We start from the raw sequence: 23,508 nt of genomic DNA, 5'->3' as shown, positions 1-23,508 counted from the left end.
TACTCATCAAAACCTAGCCTAAAAAGATGAAAGAACATTACACCAACACAAGAAAAACACGCCAAAAACGTAACTAAAAACGCACTTATTAATCCATGAGAAATAAGTGGTCTTCAGCGCTCTTCGATAAGATATTTTTTGACTTCTTTAGATAAAGAATCGGTTCGAGTTTTGCGGCTTCTTGACTAGGCTTTGATAGTGCTCTATAAACTGGAATCCAGCTTCTAGACCTAATTGGTAATCATGCAAGATGTCCTCTTTTTTACTCATCAATGATGATGTTTTCAACGCTCTGCTTGGCGCTATTTGCATAATAAAACAGTCATCCGGAGGCAGTGATAAAAAGGTGCTCGTCAACGAATAAGTCTGATAATGCACCATGAGCATATCCGCCAGTCCAGCATCAAATTTCTCACCAAACAAATGACTAAGGCGATAGATATCAGCACCGCCAAATAACCAGCGACCACCATTAATCATATTAAGGTGCTGGGAGTGTTTCTGGGCCTCGGCTTTACTTAGCTGAAGATCAAAGAATCCATTCCAGTCCTTAGACCATTGCTCTAGCTTGTCTTGCCATTGTAATTGAACATTATTTAGTGACTCACGCAGCCAAGTTGGCGGCTCCGTCACTTGCGGTTGGTCTGGTATGATGGGCTCTTCTTCTGTGAGTTGCTCCTCAGTGCGAATCACCACCATCATACGGTTTTCTTGACGCCACGCCTCCTGAACCGGAATCGATGCAGAGACCCCTCCATCAATATACTCACGTCCATTTACCGACACCGAACCATCAAACAAATTTGGTATAGCACTTGTCGCCATCATGACCCAATACCAATCCTCTTGTAGCATGGGCAAATAATGATCTTTTAGGGTTAACGTGTCAGTCACGGCAGCAAAAGCTCGACGATGCCCCATGGAGCGCCGTCCCATATCAATATCAAGCTTATAAGGGTAATCATATAATTTATCCAACGCCCACTTAAGGTTAAGTGACTGCTTTTTACGGATAAAGCTGAAGACATTAAAAAATTGCGGATCCGTGGTTAACTCAAGCAGAAACGCTCGCCCTAAACCCGGCTGCCGAGCCAAATACGCACACAGGTTAAGCGCCCCTGCAGAGGTACCATAAAACTCATCAAAAGGATCAAAGTTAGAAAGTAAGAAAGAATCAAGAACACCAGAGGTAAAAATACTACGCTGCCCTCCTCCTTGTGCAATTAGCGCAGTCTTACCTCCTACGTACTGTCTAAAGCGTTTAGGATCAACGTCAGCATGGGAATCCGTTACCACACCTGTATTTGCCATAATGTCGCTAAGCGGCCAAAATTGCAGTGAAGCCGAAAGCAAGAATGATAGAAAATGCTATTGTAGTAATACTGAGCGCCATTTTTAAATTAAAGTCCATACCACCTCCAAAATGTAACAATGCATTTACTATTGTGACACAAGATACCAATACAGAAATAACGACTTCAAAATTATGATGTTACTGTCACACTATGTTTAAAAGTTAGTACAAACTGCTCAATAATGCTACTAACGCAACCCCTGTTCAGGGCAGTAAAGGAGTACTTGATGTCTACAGTTACCAATCGAATAGTCACGATATTTTTTGTTTTAATTGCCATCCCTTCATTCTCTTTTGCTAATGTCATTGTTACCCCCTTCATCGGCTACAGTATTGGCGGCACGGCCACTGACGGGGACAATAAAACCTACGATATTTCACCTTCAAGTAGTCTCGCTTTAGCTGTTGAATTCCCTCTTTTGAATGGACGAATTGGCGCTTTCTATTCGCAACAAAACTCTTCACTTGACACGTTAGATCTGGACTCGAAAATACAGTATTTACAACTCCAAAGCAGCGCTGAATACCAAGTGGCGAATAAAACGCTTGCCTATATTGGGGCGGGGTTAGGCGCTTCACACATTTCAGCAGACTGGACTAAGTCTCAAACAGGCTTTGCCGCAAGCATTTTCGGTGGGATTGAATACCAGCTAATGCCTCACTTATTCCTCAACGGTCAAGCAAGATGGCAAGGCACCGTCGTGAATAATGAAACTGTCTCTGTGTGTAATTTACCCACTAACGACCAAAGCTGTTTTATTGGCTTTAATACGCAATGGATGAATCAATTCCAGACAAACATTGGCATGAGCATTAAATTTTAATGCCTGAATACGTGACAAGTTAAATATCGATATTTATATTGGTTTGTAGCACATATTATAGAGACTACTTCTGAAAAATTAATTAGTGGTTTGCACTAATTATAAAACAAAGAGTCACGGATTGATTTGAGATACAAATCACAATTAGAACATACAACCAAAATATAGACATTTACCAGTCAATACCACCACCCATCCGCTCCGCCTCTATAAACGTAATCTATTGCCAACACTCGTTAACATGGGTAATCTTAACCTCACACTCAGTTGAAAGTTTTAACTTTCGATACTAAGAGTCGGAATAAGTGGTTTATATCACTATAATATGGCCACATTGCAAACACAAAAACCACAAACAAAACATGATACAACCGATAATTGGCTCACCATACAAATGACATATTAATAATTGGTGCAGCTCGCTATTCATTGAATAGCATTTTATGTCGAAGATGATGTATAAAAGGAGTTAACTATGAAACGCGAACAATGGGGATCCCGCGCTGGATTTATTCTTGCAGCAGTGGGGTCGGCAATCGGACTCGGCAATATTTGGCGATTCCCTTACATGGCCTACGAAAATGGTGGCGGTGCATTCTTTATTCCTTACCTTTTTGCCATGATCACCGCCGGTATTCCATTCATGATTCTCGAATTCAGTATGGGTCAAAAATACCGAGGTTCTGCACCAAAAACACTCAGTAAAATTAACGCCAAGTTTGAATGGCTCGGATGGTTTCAAGTCGGTGTTGCGGCAACAATCGCCGTCTACTACGTCGCCGTTATTGGTTGGGCGATTTCTTATTTTGGCATGTCGTTTACTCAAAGCTGGGGAACCGACACTAATGCCTTCTTCTTTAGTGAATACCTACAGCTAGGCGACAACTCGCCAACTAGCCTTGGCGCTATTCAGTGGAAAATTGCTGGCGCCATGCTCATTGCTTGGGCAATCACCTACTCCGCTATTGCTGGTGGTGTAAAGGCCGGGATTGAGCGAGCAGCAAAAATCATGATGCCTATCTTGTTCATCATGGTAATTCTACTGATCGGTCGCATGGTATTTCTTCCGGGCGCACTTAACGGGGTTAACTACCTATTCGAACCGGATTTCAGTAAAATCTGGGACATGAAAGTCTGGGCTGCCGCTTATGGTCAAATCTTTTTCACGCTAAGTATTGGTTTTGCCATCATGCTCGCTTATTCAAGTTATTTGCCTGAGAAGTCAGATATTACTAATAATGCGTTCATGACAGTATTGATTAACTGTGGCTTCTCTATCCTAGCTGGTATCATGATTTTCTCAGTACTTGGATACATGGCTCAAGAGCAAGGTAAGCCGCTAACAGAGGTTGTTACCGCTGGTGTCGGCCTAGCATTTGTCACGCTACCAGCAGCCATTAATTTACTACCAGCGCCGTACATCTTAGGGCCACTGTTTTTCTTTGCACTCGTTATCGCAGGCTTAAGCTCTCATATTTCTATCATGGAAGCCGTCACCTCTGCTGTCATCGATAAGCTGAACTGGAGTCGTAAGAAAGCGGCCACGATTATTTGTGGCTCTGGCCTCATTATTTCTATGGCATTTGCGACCAATGGCGGCCTATTACTGCTAGATTTAGTGGACCACTTCGCGAATAACGTGGGTATTGTGGTGAGCTGTTTCATTGAGATTATACTCATGGCATGGCTACTAAAAATTGCCGATGTACGCGAGTATGTTAACAAAGTCTCTGATTTTTCAATCGGCGCTTGGTTCGATATCTGCTTGCGCTTTATCACTCCAGTTATTCTCGCAATGATTGTCGCAACGAAGTTCCAAACTCTAATCACTGAAGGTTATGGCGGCTATGCGCAATTTGATCTCATGCTACTTGGCTGGGGACTTATGGGGCTGCTCGTCGTCGTCGGTGTTGCCGTCAATGTAACAAGTAAGAAGGACGCTTAAAATGACAACTAGTGCAATTATTATGATGGTTCTAGGCCTAGGTATTACATGGGGCGGTGCATCTTACTGCATCAAAAAAGCCATGGATAAAAACCACAAATAGCCGAGTGTTTTCTGGCCCTCTGAGCGCTGTTCACCTGAAGCGTTGAGGCAACAAAATAAAAGCCAGCATCTTCATGCTGGCTTTCTTATTGGTGGTGTATAAGGTCTTTGCTTTTAAAAGCTGTAGCGAATACCAATACCCGCTCCAATCCCTAATTTCAAATCACTCTTATGGAACATCATATTGGGTGTTAGCTGCGCATAAGCATCCCAACCATTCGAGATATCCAGTTCGACACCCAGAGCGATTCGCGGACCGAAGTTATCAGAACGTTTGATTTGACCACCGACGCCAGCAAACCAAGTAAACGGCACATCGCCGCCAAAACGACCACGATTAAAGATGTAGTCCGCCGCTATGCCATCATTGCCAATCGCAAAGTTGACCTGATTATTGATTTGACCAACTACGCTCAAGCCTTGATCCAGTCCCATACCAATTTTAAACCCGCTGTTGCCTCCGCCGCTGCGTCGACTGGAGGAGCGCTGACTACTAGACTTTGCTGGCTTTGATTGCGCTTGGCTCGATGATGCACTGCGATTCGAAGAGGCGGTGCTACTGGTGCTCGGCGATGGCTTAGTACTGGCTGTATTGGTACTACCCTCTTCAACAATCTGCCATTCTTCTTCGCCACCTGCAGTGCTACCTGCGGCGATTGACAAGGTAGAAACGAACATCAGACTAATTAAACTGATACCGAGTTTGAATTTTGATTTCATGTGTTTGTTCTCTGCTTAGTGCTGCCGCTCTTCTAATTAGTGAGAGCGTTTATGGGTATGACAAAATTGCAGAGATTTTAGTGAATGGGGGGATCGTTATGTCATGACAAGGAAAGGGGCAAGACAAGGTTCAGATAGAAAAAAGGGAAGCAAATGCTTCCCTTAATAATTAACTTAACAACTTAAAGATTAACCGTGGTTACGAATCCACTCATCCATATCTGTTTTCAAGTTATCAGATTTAGTACCGAAGATAGCTTGTACACCACCTGCTACAACGACAACACCAGCTGCACCAAGCTTCTTAAGTTTATCTTGGTCAACTTGTTCTACGTCTGCTACTGCAACACGTAGACGAGTGATACAGGCGTCTAGACCAGTGATGTTTGCTTTACCACCAAACGCGGCAACAAGTTCACCAGCCATTTCGCTACCAGATTGAACGGTAGTTGCATCTTCTGATTCATCTTCACGACCTGGAGTCTTAAGATCCATCGCTGTAATAACAGTGCGGAATACGAAGTAGTAAATAGCCGCGTAAACCAGACCAACACCAACCATCAGACCGATCTTCTGAGAGTTACCAGACAGAACTAGGAAGTCGATTAGACCGTGCGAGAACGATGTACCGTGTACAAAACCAAGCATGTTCGCAACAACGTAAGCAGAACCCGCTAGTAGAGCGTGAATTGCGTACAGAACTGGAGCAACGAATAGGAAAGAGAATTCGATTGGTTCAGTGATACCCGTTAGGAATGAAGTCAGAGCTGCCGAAGCCATGATACCCATTACTTTCGCACGGTTTTCAGGCTTAGCACAATGTGCGATAGCAATTGCCGCTGCTGGTAGACCGAACATCTTGAACATGTAACCGCCAGCTAGTTGACCGAAGCCATTGCCCGCTGCACGAGATGCTTCATCAGCAACTAGGTAACAAGTTAGAACGCCGTTTTGAGTTTCGCCTGCTGCGTTAACACATGTACCCGCTTCGAAGAAGAATGGTACGTTCCATACGTGGTGAAGACCAAATGGAATCAGAGAACGCTCAACAATACCGTAGATACCAAATGCTACTGTTGGGTTTTGGTGTGCAGCCCAATCAGAGAACGCACCGATAGCGCCGCCAATTGGTGGCCAAATGATAGAAAGCAGGATACCAAGACCAATTGCCGTGAAACCTGTAATGATTGGCACAGCACGCTTACCAGCGAAGAAGCCAAGGTATTCCGGTAATTGAATTTTGAAGAAGCGGTTAAATGCCCAAGCTGCAACACCACCGACTAGGATACCACCTAGTACGCCAGTATCGATGCCTTCAACACCCATAACATCAGCCATCACGCTAAGCGTTGCTGTCATGATGCCGTAACCCACGATTGCAGCAAGACCTGCAACACCGTCGTTGTTCGTAAAGCCTAGTGCAACACCTACCGCAAATAGCAATGCCATTTGACCAAATACTGAACCACCAGCTTGTTCCATCAAGTTCGATACTACGTCTGGAATAAAGCTAAGGTCGGCAGCGCCTACCCCTAATAGAATACCTGCAACTGGTAAAACCGATACTGGTAGCATCAGTGACTTACCAACTTTTTGCAGGTTAGCAAAAAGGTTCTTAAACATGTTTATGCTCCTGATAAAGTTATTAGATTAATGGGCACTAACGGCACACCCCCGCAGCCTTAAATGTTAGCACCCAATGAAAATGTAACCACATTATGATTTGTATTTTCTGTTGATAAATATAGCTTGATGACCCTAATACTTTCTACAGTGTTACGAAGTTAAGTTTCAAAACTCAGAGTAGATCACAGTCAAAAAAACTCTAAAAACCACCACTTTTTGAACATAAACCATTGAATAATAGCCAAATTACATTTATGTCAATTAATTTCACCCAGCAAATAAAATAGCGCTATAAGTTATTTTACGTAACGTAATTACACACTGTGGTGTAGAGTCGATTTTACTTCAACATTTTTGGTGAACATTAACTTTTCGTTAACCATTTGACTTGCAATTAGAAAAAAGGATGCGCCAGGCATCCTTTTTGGTCAAATAACACCCCAACTTAATTGCTACCGCAAAAAAAGTGCCTGGTAATTTTCTGACGTCTTTTCTGCTACTTCATGCAACGAAATGCCTTTTAATTGCGCGATATAGGCGGCGACCTCAACGACATAAGCAGGCTGGTTTTGCTTACCTCTATGGGGAACAGGCGCTAAATACGGAGAGTCTGTTTCAATCAAAAGTCGCTCTAGTGGAAGTTGTTTCACCACCTCTTTTAACGCTGTTGCTTGACGAAAAGTCACAATACCGGAAATGGAAATATAGAATCCTAAGTCCATCGCCGATTCAGCGAATGAAAGATCTTCCGTGAAACAATGAATCACGCCACCACAACGTTCCGCTCCGCCATTTCGCAAAACAGCGAGTGTATCTTCACGCGCATCGCGCGTATGAATAATGAGTGGCTTATTTACATCCACCGCGACGTCTACTTGCTGCTCAAACCGCTCTTTTTGTAGGGCTGCAGTCTCTGGCTGATAATGGTAGTCCAACCCTGTTTCCCCCACCGCAACGACTCTTGGGTGCATCACATACTCTTTAAAGGTCGCAAGTGAAAACGCGCTTTCTACATCTAATGGGTGAACCCCGCAAGACGCCATTACTTCAGAGTAAGGCTCAATCAGCTTCATCATCCCAGGAAAAGCATCTAACGTAACACCAACGGAGAGCAACTGGTGTACGTTGGCTGCTTTAGCCTTGTTAATAATGTCTTCAATTCCTGACGGGTGATCGTCTAGGTTAAGTTTATCGAGATGGCAATGAGAATCTACAAACATAGAATAAGTACTTTTAAATTATAAATGACGATAATTACTAGCGTATATCATTAAACAATATAGCGAACGATAGGAGTAAAGGGCGAACATAGCCCATAGAAAAAAGAGGCTGAGACCCGCCTCTTTTTTAAAATTATCACGCTACCTCAGACCGCGTACACGTAACATTTGTATCAGTCAAACTCATACAACCAACTGGCAAATAACACTTCGCCATTTAGCCCTGGATTTGAACGTAACTGGTTACGTAACTCTTGAATACGGTCGCCTTGCTGAAACAAGCATTCATAGGAGAATAACTGAGCCAGCGTGACGGCGTCTTTCAAGTGATAGGCACCCTCAAGTCCTAATGCCTGTTTTTGAGCGGCGCAAAGCAGATGCCAATACCAGCCTAAGGTGATAGTAAGGTCGATTTTGCTTTTCGTCATTTCAGCCCAAACACTCGATGTGTCCAATCGGTCACCTTGTAGGAAGGTTATGAATGCGTCCATCATCAAACCATAAGACTTATCGTGTTTCTCTTTAATAAAGTTCAACACTGTTAATGGTTCATAACTACACAAATAGCCCGCGGATTCAGGCACAGGCTTGCCTGTCTGTTCTTCGACCCATTGCAAACATGTTTTCGCATTAGGCAACGCAATGTGCCACACTTCACAACGGCTTCGTATCGTGGGGAGCAAAAGCTTAGCATTCTCAGTCGACAATATGAATAGACATTGCTTAGGCGGCTCCTCTAATGTCTTTAACAACGCATTGGAAGCCGAGGCATTCATGGTTTCCGCATTCGGTATTACGATGATACGGTATCGGCCAAACTGAGAAGACTCTTGAGCCCATTTGTTAGCCTGACGGATTTGATCAACAGACAACGCCTTTTTGTCTTTTTCAGGTAACAAGTAGTGTACATCCGGATGCGATTCACTCTTCAGTAAATCACAAGAATGACAAAACCCACACGGCTCTGAATGATCGTTCTGGCACATCACACCTGATACATATTGGTGTATCAGAGCATCAGGGGCTAAACCCTTCTGCGCCTGCACGAGCATTGCGCCAGCAATACGTTCATTGTCAAGGCTCTGCTTGAGTTGCAGCCAAAGCCCCTCAAGCCAAGGATAGCTTTTCACTGCTTACCCCTTCTGCTCTATCAACCACATTTGCACTGCCGTCTGAATGCTTTTTTGCACACCCTCGATAGATTGGCTTGCGTCAATGATGGCCACACTATCGTCAGACTCTGCAATCTTCAGATAAGAAGCGCGGGTTCTTTCAAAGAAGCTCAAGTCCATTTTTTCAATTCGGTCAAGCTCTCCACGACCACGAGCTCTTTCTAAACCTAACTTAGGGTCAATATCAAGATAAAGTGTGAAGTCTGGTTTGAAATCACCAATCGCGATTTGCTTAAGGGAACTCATCACCGACTCATCAATTTGTCGACCGCCACCTTGATAAGCTTGAGATGACATATCATGGCGATCACCGATCACCCATGTACCTTGTGCTAGAGCAGGTTTAATTACCGTTTCCACAAGTTGAATGCGAGCGGCGTACATAAGAAGGAGTTCAGAACGATCTTGCAGCGCTTCATCAGCGTGTTCTTCTTTCACTAACGCTCGCATTTTCTCTGCCAGTGCGGTACCGCCAGGCTCTCGCGTGTTAGTGATTCGCTCAATGCCTGAACGTTCTAATTCCGAACGAAGAGTCTGAATAGCAGTACTTTTTCCTGCACCTTCTAGCCCTTCAATAACAATAAATTTAGCTTGGCTCATTTCTGACTTCTTATCGTTTTTAAATATTTTTGTACCGCTCGATTATGGTCTCTAAGATTTTTAGAGAACACATGCCCTCCAGTACCACTGGCGACAAAATAAAGGTAGCGGCTTTTTTCAGGGTGTAATGCAGCATGAATAGACGCTTCCCCTGGCATAGCAATCGGGGTTGGTGGCAACCCATCAATAACATACGTATTGTATGGTGTTCGTTCACGTAAATCCTTCTTGCGAATGTTACCATCATACCGTTCCCCCATACCGTAGATCACGGTAGGATCGGTTTGCAGGCGCATCGGACGGTTGAGACGGTTGACAAATACCGATGCAACACGCTCACGCTCAGATGCAACCGCGGTTTCTTTTTCAATAATAGAGGCAAGTATCAACGCTTCATAAGGTGTTTTTAAAGGCAAGCCTTGCTGTTTATTGTTCCAATTCGTTGTCAAGATACGGTCTAGTTTATTATGAGCTCGACGCAAAATATCAAGATCGCTATCTCCAACAGCATAGTGATACGTCTCCGCTAAAAACAATCCTTCCAGTTTTGTTTGCGGGATCTCAAGCTGCGCTGCAATATCGGCTTCCGACATATCACTCGCGACTTGATTTAAATGCTCTGCAGCGGATAGCTGCTCGCGCCACTCTTTAAATGTCGAGCCTTCAATAAAGGTAATGGCAAGTTGGTACTCGATACCTTCATTTAATACATCAATCGCCTGTGTGAGATCCATACCAGGTTGGAGTTGGAAAGTACCCACTTTGAGCTGAGAAAGCTCAGGGTGAAAACGACGGACAAGCTGAGAAAAAGGACTTTCATCAATCCAGTCATTTTTTTGAAACTGTGAAAATACAGTATTAAGGCTATTGCCTCTCTTTATCGTCACCAACTGAGGTGATTCGATACGCAAAGATTGCCCAAGAAATGCATCAACACCCTTCTGCACGTAAAACATCGCTCCGAGAGCTAAAGCAATGAACACAATAATAATAAATAACAGCTTCTTTAACACTGATCTAAATACTCCTGAATACGTCTGGTAACCCTACCAATAGGTAAAGCAGCTTCCTCAATTTTCTTCACCGGCGCAACCCCTAGAATACAATTGCTCACAAATATTTCATCCGCAGACAATAGTGCTGACAACGAGTACTCATCTTCATAGCACTTAATCTGCAAGTGCTTTAACGCTTCAATGACCTCAGCTCTCATGACCCCTGCCACGCCTGAGTTAGCAAGAGTTGGCGTATAGACCTTGCCTTCACTGACCCAAAAGACGTTCGCCATACTTGTTTCAACCACATTGTCATTCAAATCTAGAGCAAGTCCATCATCAAAGCGAGTTTGTTCTATTTCCGCTTTCATCAATATTTGCTCTAAACGGTTATTGTGCTTAATACCGGCGAGCAAAGGGTTTAACCCTAATTGGGTCTTGCACAGCATTAAAGATAAGCCTTCTTCACGCCATGACAAGTAATGTGGAGGATAAGGAAAGCAGCTGATCGTAACGATAGGCCCACTCTCAACCGACGGACTATAGCCTCTGCCACCACACCCGCGACTGACATGAATTTTTAACCCCGCAAGTGGCGTAGTTAGCGCGACGGAAGTCAGCTGCTCGTGGACAACGGACCAATTAGGTTGTGGGATCTGTAACACCTTGAGGGCGGTGTTCATTCGTGCGACATGTTTCTGCCACAACATGATATTGCCATGTTTGGTTAGTATCGTTGTAAAGCAACCGTCACCATATTGAAAACTTCTGTCTGATACAGACACTTTTTCAATAATTTCTCCGTCTCTCCAAAACATGTGTCTTCCCTAAATAAACAAACGGCTTAATGCTAAGCATCAAGCCGTTTGATTACAAGTGACTTCTTTGAACGAAAGGGTTAAATCTTTTTGAAGATCAACGAGCCATTCGTTCCGCCAAAACCAAATGAGTTACACAGAGCATATTCCATATCAACTTTGCGCGCGGTGTGCGGTACAAGGTCAATATCAATTTCTGGCTCTTGGTTGTCTAAGTTGATTGTCGGTGGAACCATTTGATCAACCAAAGACATAACCGTGATGATTGCCTCAGCTGAACCAGCAGCACCTAAAAGGTGACCAGTCATCGACTTAGTAGAAGAAACCAATACTTGCTTAGAGCCAGCTTCACCCAGCGCACGTTTAATGCCGTTGATCTCAGCAATATCACCTGCAGGTGTTGATGTTCCATGCGCATTGACGTAACCGATTTGTTCTCCTGTTACGCCTGCATCACGCATTGCCGCTTCCATCGCTAACGCACCGCCAGAACCATCAGCACTAGGTGATGTCATATGGTAAGCGTCACCACTCATACCAAAACCAACGATTTCAGCATAAATTTTAGCGCCGCGAGCTTTAGCATGCTCGTATTCTTCAACAACCATCATACCGGCGCCGTCACCCAACACGAAGCCATCACGATCAACATCCCAAGGACGCGACGCTTTTTGTGGCTCATCGTTACGAGTAGACAACGCTTTAGCAGCTCCAAAACCCGCCATGCCAAGAGGCGTTGACGCTTTTTCAGAACCACCAGCAACCATCGCCTCTGCATCGCCATAGGCGATCATGCGAGCGGCATGGCCGATGTTATGCAAACCAGTAGTACACGCTGTAGAAATTGCGATATTCGGGCCACGTAAGCCTGCGAAAATAGATAACTGACCAGCAACCATATTTACGATGGTTGATGGAACAAAGAAAGGACTTACACGACGTGGGCCTTTACCTACTAACGCATTATATCCCGCTTCAATTAAGTCTAGGCCACCAATACCCGATCCAATGGCAACACCATAACGGTGAGCGTTTTCTGGGTTAACTTCTAGGCCTGAGTCTTTAAGAGCTTGCATACCTGCCACGATTCCGTACTGGATAAATAAATCCATTTTACGAGCATCTTTTTTGGTGAGGTATTCGCTGTAATCAAAGTCTTTGACTAAACCAGCGAAGCGAGTTGAGTATTCAGTTGCATCAAAGTGCTCGATATTAACGATGCCACTTTGACCTTCTAATAGGGCTTTCCATGAAGATTCTACGGTGTTGCCTACCGGTGACAACATACCCATGCCAGTGACAACAACACGACGCTTGGACATGATATTTTTCTCCGGGGGATTGAAATGTTTCTATTTGAAAGGATAGAAGAGGTTAAAAAAACACAGGCGGCCAGAAGGCCGCCTGGGAGAGATATTACTGAGCGCTATTTACGTAGTCGATAGCCGCTTGAACAGTAGTGATTTTCTCTGCTTCTTCATCAGGAATCTCAGTATCGAATTCCTCTTCAAGAGCCATTACTAGCTCAACTGTGTCTAGAGAGTCTGCACCTAGATCGTCAACAAATGAAGCTTCGTTCTTAACTTCTGCTTCGTCTACACCTAGCTGTTCTACAATGATTTTTCTTACGCGTTCTTCAATGTTGCTCATTTTTCTTTTCCTTTACAGATTTCGCTCAATGCGATGTTTCCGTAGTTTATTCGAACTGTTGAAAGTTGCAAGGGGGTCCTTGCTGGTCAAACCACAATTTTCGCGAATTTAACCGAAATTCAGTACATTTTTGACTTAAATCATGCACAAATGTTGCGCAGATCAAACCATATACATGCCGCCATTCACGTGAAGTGTCTCACCCGTGATATAAGCCGCTTCTGGAGATGCAAGAAATACAACTGCTGAAGCTATTTCACGAGGGTCACCTAAACGACCTGCAGGTACGTTCGCTAGTGTAGCAGCTCGTTGCTCATCATTCAGCGCTTTTGTCATATCTGTTTCAATAAAACCTGGGGCAACTGTGTTAACTGTGACACCACGAGAGGCGACTTCACGTGCCATAGACTTAGTAAAGCCAATAACGCCCGCCTTTGCAGCCGCATAGTTTGCTTGACCAGCATTACCCATAGTGCCAACAACAGAACCCACATTAATGATGCGCCCTTGACGTTTTTTCATCATGCCACGCAATACGGCTTTAGAAAGACGGAAAATAGACGTTAGGTTTGTATCCATGATATCCGTCCACTCGTCGTCTTTCATACGCATAAGTAGGTTATCGCGCGTAATGCCAGCGTTGTTAACTAGAATATCAATCGCACCGAACTCTGTTGTCATTTGCTTAAGAGATGCCTCAATTGATGCAGTATCGGTGACGTTCAACGCAAAACCTTTACCGTTCTCACCAAGATATTCACTAATAGCAGCTGCGCCGTTTTCCGTCGTCGCAGTACCGATTACCGTCGCGCCGCGCTCAACAAGCAATTCAGCAATAGAACGACCAATACCGCGGCTCGCACCTGTTACTAAGGCAATCTTGCCCTCAAGGTTCATCATGTTACTTTCCTTATTATTTTGCTGCTTCAAGTGACGCTGAATCATTAACAGCAGCGGCACTTAATGTCTTAACGATACGTTTCGTTAGACCGGTTAATACTTTACCAGGGCCAAGTTCAAATAACTTTTCAACACCCTCTTCACTCATCTTCGTCACGCCTTCAGTCCAACGAACCGGGCTATAGAGCTGAGCCACTAACGCTTCTTTAATCTTAGCTGGATCGGTTTCTGCTACTACCGCGACATTGTTAATCACGGGCAGTGTTGGCGCGTTAAACTCAATGTCTTGCAAAGCAATCGCTAATTTTTCAGCCGCTGGCTTCATTAACGCACAGTGTGAAGGTACAGATACTGGTAAAGGCAGTGCGCGCTTCGCGCCCGCTTCTTTACACAACGCACCAGCACGTTCTACAGCGGCTTTGTTACCTGCAATCACAACTTGGCCTGGTGAGTTAAAGTTTACAGGAGACACAACCTCATCTTGCGCTGCTTCTTCACACGCTTTAGCGATAGCCGCATCGTCAAGGCCGATAATTGCGTACATGGCGCCCACACCTGCTGGTACGGCTTCTTGCATCAACTGACCACGCAGCTGAACCAATTTGATCGCCTCTTTAAAGTCAATCACACCTGCACATACCAACGCAGAGTATTCACCTAGGCTATGACCAGCAATCATGCTAGGTTGTTCTAGCCCTTGCTCTTGCCAAACTCGCCAAATTGCAACAGACGACGCAAGTAAAGCGGGTTGTGTACGATGTGTTTGATTGAGATCTTCTGCTGGACCTTCTTGGACCAGTGACCATAAGTCATAGCCTAACGCTTCAGACGCTTCAGCAAATGTTTGCTTAACAACATCGAACTGCTCACCAAGCTCGGCAAGCATACCAACAGTTTGTGAACCCTGACCTGGGAACACGATTGCAAAATTACTCATCGCTATTTCCTTAAACAACGCAATCAATATTAAATTCGTTTATTAGATACTTTAGGCTAGAAACGGACTAACGCCGCACCCCAAGTAAATCCACCACCAAAAGCTTCGAGTAGCAGGTTCTGACCGCGCTTAATTCGACCATCACGTACCGCTTCATCGAGTGCGGTAGGGACAGTCGCAGCCGAGGTATTACCGTGGCGATCAAGCGTCAATACCACTTGATCCATTGGCATACCTAATTTTTTTGCCGTCGCGGAAATGATACGGTAATTGGCTTGATGGGGCACCAACCAGTCCAGATCGGACTTATCCATATCATTCGCGGCAAGGGTATCTTTAACCAGTTTAGACAATTGCGTCACGGCAACTTTAAACACTTCATTACCCGACATGTTCAGCCATTTATCAAGCTCACCACCACGAACGGGCATCTCAAGGCTTAATAAATCGCCGAATCGCCCATCCGCGTAGGTATGCGTTGATAGAATTCCCGGTTCTTCGCTAGCGCCGAGTACAACAGCACCAGCCGCGTCACCAAAAAGAATAATCGTTGAACGATCAATTTCTTCAACCGTTTTTGATAAACAGTCGGAACCGATGACAAGTACATTTTTACACATGCCAGTCTTAATGTGCTGATCGGCCACCGATAGTGCATACACAAAGCCAGTACACGCGGCCGCCATATCAAACGCAGGGCACCCTTGAATACCAAGCTTTGCTTGAACTTGACACGCCGAAGACGGGAAAGCATGGCTACTGCTGGTGGTCGCAACAATGATCATATCGATATCATTCTTATCGATACCGGCCATTTCAATGGCTTTCACTGAGGCGTGATACCCCATATCAGCAACAGTTTCATCTTCAGCAGCGATGCGGCGTTCTTTAATGCCTGTACGCGTTACGATCCATTCATCTGTCGTATCTACCATTTTCTCTAAGTCTGCGTTTGAACGCACCTGAGACGGCAGGTAGCTGCCTGTACCTAATATTTTGCTATACATGAAGACTATTATTGCCTCTCGAGTAACACTGCTTCTAGACGATCACTTATTTGGTTTGGCACTTGGCGCCTCACCTCATGGACTGCTTCGCCTATAGCATTAACAAGTGCTGGGACATCAGCACTTCCATGGCTTTTAATGACAATGCCGCGCAATCCTAACAAACTTGCCCCATTATACTGGTCGGGGTTCAGTGTTTTCACCTCACTTATAAGATCGGAGAACAATATTCTTGCTATCCATCCTTTAATTGATGAGGCAGACAAGCGAGCTTTCAACTTATCAACAAAAAGTTGAGCAGTACCTTCACATGCCTTTAGTACTGTATTTCCTACAAAACCATCACACACAACCACATCCGCGGCATCATGAAGTAACTCATTACCTTCAATATAACCAATATAATGGATGGAATGTGTTTGCGACAACATTTCAGCGCAACGTTTAACTAAATCATTGCCTTTGATCTCTTCTGCGCCAATATTGAGAATCGCCACTCTAGGCTTTCGCCGCAAATGTTGTTCAGCCAGTGCGCTGCCCATTACCGCAAATTGAAATAAAGAATCGGCATCAACGGATGCGTTAGCGCCTAAGTCCAGCATCCAGGTTTTATTACCCTGTGCGGTTGGCAACGCAGTCACAAGTGCGGGCCTATCAATGCCGGGGAGTAGCTTAAGGCGGAAACGAGAAAGTGCCATGAGAGCGCCAGTATTTCCACTACTTACGCAGGCATCAGCTTGCTCAGACTCGACGAGATCGATCGTGACACGCATAGAAGTGTCTTGGCTGTGTCTAAGTGCAAGTGAGGGCTTTTCTGAATTCGAGATGATTCGGTCGCAGTGTCTCACCGTTAAACGGCTGCTACGCTGATGACCCAATTCGTTGAGTTGGTTTTGTATCGACGCTTGATCGCCGACAATTATGACTTTCAGCTCTGGGAAATGCGACAGTGCCTGCACGGCGGCAGGCACTGTTACGGAAGGACCGAAATCCCCGCCCATTGCATCAAGTGCAACGGTTATATTATGCAAAGGTCAACCTTACTTGTTGATAACCTTTTTGCCACGGTAGTAACCGTCAGCAGTCACATTGTGACGTAGGTGAGTTTCACCTGAAGTTGCGTCTACAGATAGCGCAGCTGAAGTTAGCGCATCATGTGAACGACGCATGCCACGCATAGAACGTGACTTCTTGCTTTTTTGTACGGCCATTGACCCTACTCCTGTGTTAATGCTTAAAAATTATTTCTTTAAGCTTTTTAAAACGTCGAATGGATTCGGTTTATCTTCCACAAGTTCTTCTGGAATTTCACCAAACACCATATTATTTGAGTTAACGCTACAATCTGCGTCGTCATGCATTGCTATTTGAGGCAGGTTTAAGATGAACTCGTCTTCAACCAGTCGTATCAAGTCCACTTCACCGTATTCATTAAGATCTACCAAATCATAATCTTCAGGTGCTTCTTCTTCACTTTTCTCACTAAAATAAGGAGTATAAGTGAATTGAACTTCGCACTCATGTGCGAAAGACTCGTTACAACGTTGACACTCTAAGTCGACTTCGATGTTAGCTTTACCAGAGATAACAACTAATCGCTGTTCATCATGCCCAAAGGACAATGATACGTTCGCATCGCGTTTTACGCTTTCAACCGACTCGTGAAGACGCTTGAACAAACTCACTTGGATGATGCCATCAAAGTCGAGTCTTTTCTGTGCTGTCTTGGACGGGTCAACCGTTCGCGGTATTTTTACCTTCTGCATAGGGCGCGAATATTATCTTCCAAATCAAATTTAGTCAAAGAAAAAGGCAAAAAAGTTGTACTTTTTTCACCTTACGATTGAGAATCGTTAGAATACTCTAAAAACCGAACGAATGATAAAAAAATGACAGCACAAATGGAATCATTTCAGTTAATTTTAGCATCTACCTCCCCTTATCGCGCAGAGTTACTCGGCAAGCTAGGACTGAACTTTACGGCCAAAGCACCAAATTTCGACGAAACTATCCAGCCAAATGAAACCCCAGAAGCCTTAGTTCAGCGGCTCGCTTTGGGCAAAGCACAAGCACTCTCCGCCGAGTCTAATGCACTGATTATCGGCAGTGACCAAGTGTGTGTGATTGATGGTGCCATCATAGGAAAACCGTTAACACGGGCCAACGCGATAGCTCAACTCACTCAGCAAAGCGGTAAGACTATTCGTTTCTATACCGGGCTTGCACTGTACGACACTAATACACAGCAATCAGACGTAAAAGTGGACACCTTTGACGTGACCTTTAGAACGCTCACGACACAGCAAATCGAGCGCTATGTGGACGTTGAACAGCCCTTCTATTGCGCGGGTAGTTTTATGAGCGAAGGACTTGGCATCACGTTGTTTTCGTCCCTTAATGGTAAAGATCCCAACACCTTAGTTGGGTTGCCACTCATCGACTTGGTCACGATGCTTGACGCGCATGGCATCTCACCACTTAACTAAATGGCTTAATAATAAGTTCAGGGCTAGGGTAAACGGATTAAATAACTCATGCATGTTAGTGAATAAAGGAAAGTTCGTGAATAAAGGAAAGAAGCCCTAATAAGGCATCGACGACAGGAGGGCGATGACTCCCTTTAAGCGACAAGACCTAAAGGGAGTGATTTTCTATTTTAATTGAGCGATGGCTTTCTTAAGCTTCGGCTCCATTTCTGCATGAATCTCCATACGCTTTTCTGTCGCAGGGTGAACAAAAATAATATTAGCCGCATGCAAGAACAACCTGTCCAAACCCACTTTGGCGGTGTACGCATCAAAGCGGCGATCACCATAGCGATCATCCCATGCAATAGGGTGACCGGTGTATTGAGCGTGGACACGTATTTGATGAGTACGCCCTGTGATCGGACTGGCCTGAACTAATGTTGCCTCTTCAAACGCTTGCAGTACTTTAAATCGCGTTTCAGACGCTTTACCATTTGGATTCACTCGAACGATGCTATTGACCTCGTTTTTAAGCAATGGCGCTTTGACCACCTTACAACTTGGCTTCCACTTTCCCATCACCAAGGCAAAGTAGTACTTCTGAACCGTTTTTTCTCTAAACTGAGCTTGCAAATGTCTCAACGCGGAGCGTTTTTTGGCCACCAGAAGAATCCCTGATGTATCACGGTCAATACGATGTACCAACTCCAAAAAGCGAGCATCGGGACGCAGCGCCCTTAACGCTTCAATTGCACCAAACTTCAAACCACTGCCGCCATGAACAGCCGTACCTGAAGGCTTATTCAAAATCAACACATGGTCATCTTCATAAATGATGTGAGATTCAAGCTCTGCGACTTTGTTGAGCTTTGTGCTCACTGGCGCGTCAGATTCTTTTTCTTCGATCGTCACAGGTGGTATACGAACAATATCACCGGCTTGTAGCTTGTACTCTGCCTTCACTCGTTTTTTATTTACACGAACTTCACCCTTGCGGACAATTCGATACACCACACTTTTAGGCACACTTTTTAATTGGTTGCGCAAGAAGTTATCAATGCGCTGACCAGCCATATCGTCGTCAATATCGACAAATTGGACTTTAGTTCTTATTTCACTCATTTGGTGATTATAACACCCAAAGCATTAAGAAAATAACGCTTTCTTTTCACAATAACGAAGCAAAGCACACTCCACCTTTTTCAATCACGCCCGATATATACTCTCGGGACAAGCTGTGGATAAATTTCACACAATTTATCTAACCCAAAATCACACCTTTGGAAATAAGACTAAAATTCAATCAATTAACCTAAAAAAAGCGGATGATAATATGTTTTTTTCTGTGGTTTGTCGTAAAGCTGATTGCTGATATTTCGCTGCGCTGCTATAGTTCACAGCTGCGTAGGGTAATTAGATTGGATTTAACTATTTATCACTATTATTCATACGTAAACTACACCATGAGTAGAGCCCTTGATATTGAGACGCTGCGTACGGCATAAGACGTTGATAATTAAGGCAGCCTTGTCATCTACTCACGTATTCGTGTTTTGAGTATTACCGCCATATGCGGATCACCCAAGTTTGACTTGTGTGATGACTGTAGTGCCCCAGAGCATCCCTTCCAGCCGGGAGGCTGCAACAATATTAGCCATGGGATCAGGCACCACGATTTACGACTTTCGTGACAAGAGCAATGACAAAAACAAAGAAAATAAACGAGAATTTCCGTAATGAAAAGAATGTTAATCAACGCAACTCAAAAAGAAGAGTTGCGTGTCGCTCTGGTCGATGGCCAGCGACTATTTGACCTAGATATTGAAAGTCCAGGTCACGAATCAAAAAAAGCAAACATCTATAAAGGTCGTATCACACGAGTAGAACCAAGCCTTGAGGCTGCATTCGTTGACTACGGTGCCGATCGCCATGGCTTCCTCCCTCTTAAAGAAATTGCACGCGAATACTTCCCAGCTGGTTATACCTACCAAGGTCGCCCAAGCATCAAAGATGTCTTGAGCGAAGGCCAAGAAGTAATCGTGCAAGTTGAAAAAGAAGAGCGCGGCAGCAAAGGTGCAGCACTAACGACATTTATCTCTCTAGCAGGCAGCTACTTAGTATTGATGCCGAATAACCCGAGAGCTGGCGGTATTTCTCGTCGTATCGAAGGTGAAGAACGCACAGAACTAAAAGCGGCACTGAGCACACTTGAGCTACCACAAGGTATGGGTCTTATCGTCCGTACGGCTGGCGTAGGTAAAAGTGCAGAAGAACTAGAGTGGGATTTGAAGTTCCTTCTAAACAACTGGGGCAATATTAAAAACGCCGCAGACGCTAACCCAGCACCTTTCTTAATTCACCAAGAGAGTAACGTAATTGTTCGTGCTCTACGCGATTACTTACGTCGCGATATTGGTGAGATCTTGATTGATAGCAACACCATTTACGAACGCGCAAAACAACATATTGAGCATGTACGCCCAGACTTTGTTAGCCGTGTTAAAAAGTACGATGGTGAAGTTCCGCTGTTTAGCCATTACCAAATTGAAAGCCAAATTGAGTCAGCGTTCCAACGTGAAGTTCGCCTTCCATCTGGTGGCTCAATCGTTATCGATCCAACAGAAGCTTTAACTTCTATCGATATCAACTCTGCCCGTGCAACAAAAGGCAGTGACATTGAAGAGACAGCGCTAAACACTAACCTAGAAGCCGCAGATGAGATTGCTCGTCAACTTCGCCTACGCGACCTGGGTGGTCTAGTCGTTATCGACTTTATCGATATGACGCCAGTTCGTCACCAAAGAGAAGTAGAAAACCGACTACGTGAAGCGGTTCGTATTGACCGTGCTCGTGTCCAGATTGGTCGCATCTCGCGTTTCGGTCTGCTAGAGATGTCTCGTCAACGCTTAAGCCCATCACTCGCTGAAGCAAGTCACCATATTTGTCCACGCTGTACAGGTACTGGTGTCGTTCGTGACAATGAATCTTTAGCACTGTCTGTTCTGCGTCTAATCGAAGAAGAAGCACTTAAAGACAACACCTGCCAAGTTCTGGCAATTGTCCCTGTGCCAATTGCTTCTTACCTTCTTAATGAAAAGCGTCGCTCTGTTAATCACATTGAACGCGTTCAAGAAGTTAAAATTACTGTTGTTCCAGATTCAGATATGGAAACGCCTCACTTTGAGGTTATCCGTGTACGTGATGGCGAAGAACACGACCTTCTTTCTTACCTACTTCCTAAGAAGATTGATGCACTGAAAGAAGCGGAAAGCAAAGAAGCGCCAGAATCTGAAATTAAGCCTCGCAAGATCGAACAACCAGCGGTTCAAGGCTTTGCTACACCAGCACCTGTTGCACCTAAACCTGCAGCAAAAGTTGAAGTAGCACCAGAAAGCAACAAGCCAGGTCTAGTTTCACGCTTCTTCTCTGCTATTAGTTCATTCTTTGCTTCTTCAGAAGAACCAAAGAAAGAAACAACTGAGCCTAAGAAAGAAGATAAGCCACGCGGTGATAAGCCTCGTCGCAACAATCGCAACGACCAACGTCGTCGCAACAATCGCGATAACCGCGATTCACGTGATAACGATCGCAACAAGAATCGTCGTAAACCAGCACAAGACACTGACGCAGCAAAAGAGCAAAACGAAACAGCTCAAGAACCGCGTAAGTCACAAAACCGTCGTAACAAACCTCAAGAACGTCGCAACAAAAAGCGTGATGAGTCTACTGGTAAGTCGAAGGTTGCTGAGCAAGGTCAACAAATAGCGGCTGATGTTCAAGCTGAAAAATCGACGCCTCGTACGCAGGAAAAAGCACCACGTACCGAAGAAAAGACAGCGAAAATCAAAGAACGCCGTCAGCGCCGTAAACTGACTAAGCAAATCCGTACTAAAGATCAAAACGCTCAACAAGACGTTGAAGTTATTGTTCCAGAAACGGAAAACGTTAAAGTTCAGAGCGAGAAAGCGACGCAAGTAGCGAAAGCAGTAGATGCAGTTGAAGCAGTTGTTGATACGCCAAATACTGACGCACCAGCAGCAAAAGAAGAAGGTAAGCAACGCCGTAACCGTCGCTCTCCTCGTCACTTGCGTGCTAGTGGTCAACGCCGTCGTCGTGGTCGCGATCGTCGTCCTAACCCGTTTAGACTAAGAAAAGGTGGGGTTGCGTCTCCAGAGATGGCAATGGGCAAAGTAATGCCAAGCTATGGCATCATTAAGCCAACACCTAAGAAAACTCAACAGGAAGCGACAAGCGCTGTTACAACATCAACCATTACTTCAGGTGTTGCTCGTCCAGAAATGGCAATGGGCAAAGTAATTATCCTAAGTACTGCTGTTGTTGATGCTCCAATGACAGAGCAAGCGGTTATTCTTGAAACGCCTGTAACGGTAGAGGCACCAGTGGTTGAGACTCCAGTGGCCGCTGTTGAAGCTAATGTTGCTGAAACTAACGTTGTTGAAGCTAACGTTATTGAGGCTAAAGCTTTTGATGTAGAAACTGTAGAAACTAAAGTAGCCGAAGCCGTTGAAAATACGGTGATTGAAGCACCGGTTGTTACCGAACCAGTTGTTGTAGAAGTAGAGGCCGCTGAAGAAAAAATGGCTGCAGCGATAGAAACTGCACCGGTTGTTAAGAAATCAGCACAGGCACCGGCTCAAGCACCTAAGCAAGCCCCTAAACAAGTTCTAGCTAAGTCTAGCTTTAAAGGTCACGCTAGCGCTGCAATGGCAAAAGCACCAGGCGTTGCTGAGTTAGGTGACATCGAAGTTAAAGCAGCGGCTTTCAGAACTGAACGTTACACACCGAAAGGTGCGGGTAGTCAAGTAGCAAGAAGTTCTGCGGGTGCAGCAACGACTAAGCCTAACTACTAATAACCTATCGGTTTAAGCACGTCTTCATGCGTAAACATTAACGTGTGAGTAGCAAGAAATAAAAATGGGTTGCCAAGGCAACCCATTTTTTTTACCGAGTTTAATAGATACACATTTCGTTTCATTATTGAACTTCTCCTCACATTTCTGTAGCATGCGCAACCTCGTACGTTTCATTACCAATACGCCCTATCGCTGTCACATGACATGCCGATAATGATTGTAATTAGCTTTGAATTGCCGCGATTCTTGCAGCAACACCCCTTTTTAATCATGTCGTTACTTGTGCTGTTTGGAAT

General features: G+C 44.6%; 23 protein-coding genes. 5 read left to right on the top strand and 18 right to left on the bottom strand.

Annotation, left to right across the window (positions count from 1 at the left end; all coding sequences use genetic code 11):
- Positions 1 to 147: 147 nt before the first annotated feature.
- Together MD535_RS02615 and cydH are read right to left on the bottom strand one after the other, a co-directional pair.
- Positions 148 to 1,311, bottom strand: a complete 1,164-nt coding sequence (locus MD535_RS02615) for a patatin-like phospholipase family protein (protein ID WP_265673380.1) — start codon at positions 1,309 to 1,311, stop codon at positions 148 to 150.
- A gap of 7 nt (positions 1,312 to 1,318) precedes the next feature.
- Positions 1,319 to 1,411, bottom strand: coding sequence for a cytochrome bd-I oxidase subunit CydH (gene cydH, locus MD535_RS26250; protein WP_390902881.1), 93 nt, complete (start codon positions 1,409 to 1,411; stop codon positions 1,319 to 1,321).
- Positions 1,412 to 1,581: 170 nt separating this feature from the next.
- On the opposite strand from cydH, the gene MD535_RS02610 reads away from it, so the two are divergent.
- The 3 genes from MD535_RS02610 to MD535_RS02600 all read left to right on the top strand — a co-directional run bounded on the left by MD535_RS02610 (position 1,582) and on the right by MD535_RS02600 (position 4,226).
- Positions 1,582 to 2,178, top strand: a complete 597-nt coding sequence (locus MD535_RS02610) for an outer membrane protein (RefSeq protein ID WP_265673379.1) — start codon at positions 1,582 to 1,584, stop codon at positions 2,176 to 2,178.
- 475 nt (positions 2,179 to 2,653) lie between these two features.
- Complete coding sequence (locus MD535_RS02605) at positions 2,654 to 4,123, top strand: sodium-dependent transporter (RefSeq protein WP_265673378.1); 1,470 nt, start codon at positions 2,654 to 2,656, stop codon at positions 4,121 to 4,123.
- Position 4,124: 1 nt separating this feature from the next.
- Positions 4,125 to 4,226: a MetS family NSS transporter small subunit gene (locus MD535_RS02600; RefSeq protein WP_106427128.1), complete on the top strand. Its 102-nt coding sequence runs from the start codon at positions 4,125 to 4,127 to the stop codon at positions 4,224 to 4,226.
- 113 nt (positions 4,227 to 4,339) lie between these two features.
- On the opposite strand, the gene MD535_RS02595 is transcribed toward MD535_RS02600, so the two are convergent.
- The 15 genes from MD535_RS02595 to yceD form a co-directional block, all read right to left on the bottom strand.
- The gene (locus MD535_RS02595; protein ID WP_265673377.1) at positions 4,340 to 4,945 is read right to left on the bottom strand and encodes a hypothetical protein; all 606 of its coding nucleotides are present in this window, start codon (positions 4,943 to 4,945) and stop codon (positions 4,340 to 4,342) included.
- A 189-nt stretch (positions 4,946 to 5,134) separates the two neighbouring features.
- Positions 5,135 to 6,568 (bottom strand): PTS glucose transporter subunit IIBC, encoded by a 1,434-nt coding sequence (gene ptsG, locus MD535_RS02590; RefSeq protein WP_265673376.1) that lies wholly within the window; start codon positions 6,566 to 6,568, stop codon positions 5,135 to 5,137.
- Positions 6,569 to 7,023: 455 nt separating this feature from the next.
- Complete coding sequence (locus MD535_RS02585) at positions 7,024 to 7,791, bottom strand: TatD family hydrolase (protein ID WP_265673375.1); 768 nt, start codon at positions 7,789 to 7,791, stop codon at positions 7,024 to 7,026.
- 173 nt (positions 7,792 to 7,964) lie between these two features.
- The gene (holB, locus tag MD535_RS02580; RefSeq protein ID WP_265673374.1) at positions 7,965 to 8,921 is read right to left on the bottom strand and encodes a DNA polymerase III subunit delta'; all 957 of its coding nucleotides are present in this window, start codon (positions 8,919 to 8,921) and stop codon (positions 7,965 to 7,967) included.
- A 3-nt stretch (positions 8,922 to 8,924) separates the two neighbouring features.
- A complete protein-coding gene (tmk, locus tag MD535_RS02575; protein WP_265673373.1) occupies positions 8,925 to 9,563 on the bottom strand; it encodes a dTMP kinase in 639 nt (212 codons plus the stop codon).
- A complete protein-coding gene (gene mltG, locus MD535_RS02570; protein WP_265673372.1) occupies positions 9,560 to 10,576 on the bottom strand; it encodes an endolytic transglycosylase MltG in 1,017 nt (338 codons plus the stop codon). The genes tmk and mltG overlap by 4 nt, the downstream gene beginning before the upstream one ends.
- Complete coding sequence (gene pabC / locus MD535_RS02565; RefSeq protein WP_265673371.1) at positions 10,570 to 11,376, bottom strand: aminodeoxychorismate lyase; 807 nt, start codon at positions 11,374 to 11,376, stop codon at positions 10,570 to 10,572. Before pabC ends, mltG begins: the two co-directional genes overlap by 7 nt.
- 80 nt (positions 11,377 to 11,456) lie before the next feature.
- A complete protein-coding gene (fabF, locus tag MD535_RS02560) occupies positions 11,457 to 12,698 on the bottom strand; it encodes a beta-ketoacyl-ACP synthase II (RefSeq protein WP_265673370.1) in 1,242 nt (413 codons plus the stop codon).
- A gap of 94 nt (positions 12,699 to 12,792) precedes the next feature.
- The gene (gene acpP / locus MD535_RS02555; RefSeq protein WP_027697107.1) at positions 12,793 to 13,026 is read right to left on the bottom strand and encodes an acyl carrier protein; all 234 of its coding nucleotides are present in this window, start codon (positions 13,024 to 13,026) and stop codon (positions 12,793 to 12,795) included.
- Between the two features lie 162 nt (positions 13,027 to 13,188).
- Complete coding sequence (fabG, locus tag MD535_RS02550) at positions 13,189 to 13,923, bottom strand: 3-oxoacyl-ACP reductase FabG (protein WP_265673574.1); 735 nt, start codon at positions 13,921 to 13,923, stop codon at positions 13,189 to 13,191.
- A gap of 16 nt (positions 13,924 to 13,939) precedes the next feature.
- Positions 13,940 to 14,863 (bottom strand): ACP S-malonyltransferase, encoded by a 924-nt coding sequence (gene fabD, locus MD535_RS02545; RefSeq protein WP_265673369.1) that lies wholly within the window; start codon positions 14,861 to 14,863, stop codon positions 13,940 to 13,942.
- Positions 14,864 to 14,919: 56 nt separating this feature from the next.
- The gene (locus tag MD535_RS02540) at positions 14,920 to 15,870 is read right to left on the bottom strand and encodes a beta-ketoacyl-ACP synthase III (protein ID WP_265673368.1); all 951 of its coding nucleotides are present in this window, start codon (positions 15,868 to 15,870) and stop codon (positions 14,920 to 14,922) included.
- 8 nt (positions 15,871 to 15,878) lie between these two features.
- Positions 15,879 to 16,901: a phosphate acyltransferase PlsX gene (gene plsX, locus MD535_RS02535; protein ID WP_265673366.1), complete on the bottom strand. Its 1,023-nt coding sequence runs from the start codon at positions 16,899 to 16,901 to the stop codon at positions 15,879 to 15,881.
- A gap of 9 nt (positions 16,902 to 16,910) precedes the next feature.
- The gene (gene rpmF / locus MD535_RS02530) at positions 16,911 to 17,081 is read right to left on the bottom strand and encodes a 50S ribosomal protein L32 (protein ID WP_031493499.1); all 171 of its coding nucleotides are present in this window, start codon (positions 17,079 to 17,081) and stop codon (positions 16,911 to 16,913) included.
- 30 nt (positions 17,082 to 17,111) lie between these two features.
- On the bottom strand, positions 17,112 to 17,636 hold the full coding sequence (gene yceD, locus MD535_RS02525) for a 23S rRNA accumulation protein YceD (RefSeq protein ID WP_265673365.1): 525 nt from the start codon (positions 17,634 to 17,636) through the stop codon (positions 17,112 to 17,114).
- Positions 17,637 to 17,771: 135 nt separating this feature from the next.
- Between yceD and MD535_RS02520 the strand changes: the two genes are divergently transcribed.
- Positions 17,772 to 18,356, top strand: a complete 585-nt coding sequence (locus MD535_RS02520; protein ID WP_265673573.1) for a Maf family protein — start codon at positions 17,772 to 17,774, stop codon at positions 18,354 to 18,356.
- A gap of 165 nt (positions 18,357 to 18,521) precedes the next feature.
- Here the strand turns inward: MD535_RS02520 and rluC are convergent, their stop codons facing one another.
- Positions 18,522 to 19,460 carry a 23S rRNA pseudouridine(955/2504/2580) synthase RluC gene (gene rluC / locus MD535_RS02515; RefSeq protein ID WP_265673364.1) on the bottom strand — a complete coding sequence of 313 codons (939 nt, stop codon included), beginning with the start codon at positions 19,458 to 19,460 and terminating at the stop codon, positions 18,522 to 18,524.
- Positions 19,461 to 20,074: 614 nt separating this feature from the next.
- Between rluC and rne the strand changes: the two genes are divergently transcribed.
- On the top strand, positions 20,075 to 23,209 hold the full coding sequence (gene rne / locus MD535_RS02510) for a ribonuclease E (RefSeq protein WP_265673363.1): 3,135 nt from the start codon (positions 20,075 to 20,077) through the stop codon (positions 23,207 to 23,209).
- The last annotated feature ends 299 nt before the right edge of the window (positions 23,210 to 23,508 follow it).

The organism is Vibrio qingdaonensis (genome assembly GCF_026191675.1).
GTDB classification, from domain to species: Bacteria; Pseudomonadota; Gammaproteobacteria; order Enterobacterales; family Vibrionaceae; genus Vibrio; species Vibrio qingdaonensis.
The sequence above is the reverse complement of the archived record's forward strand: the minus strand, read 5'-3'. Positions and strand labels throughout refer to the sequence as shown.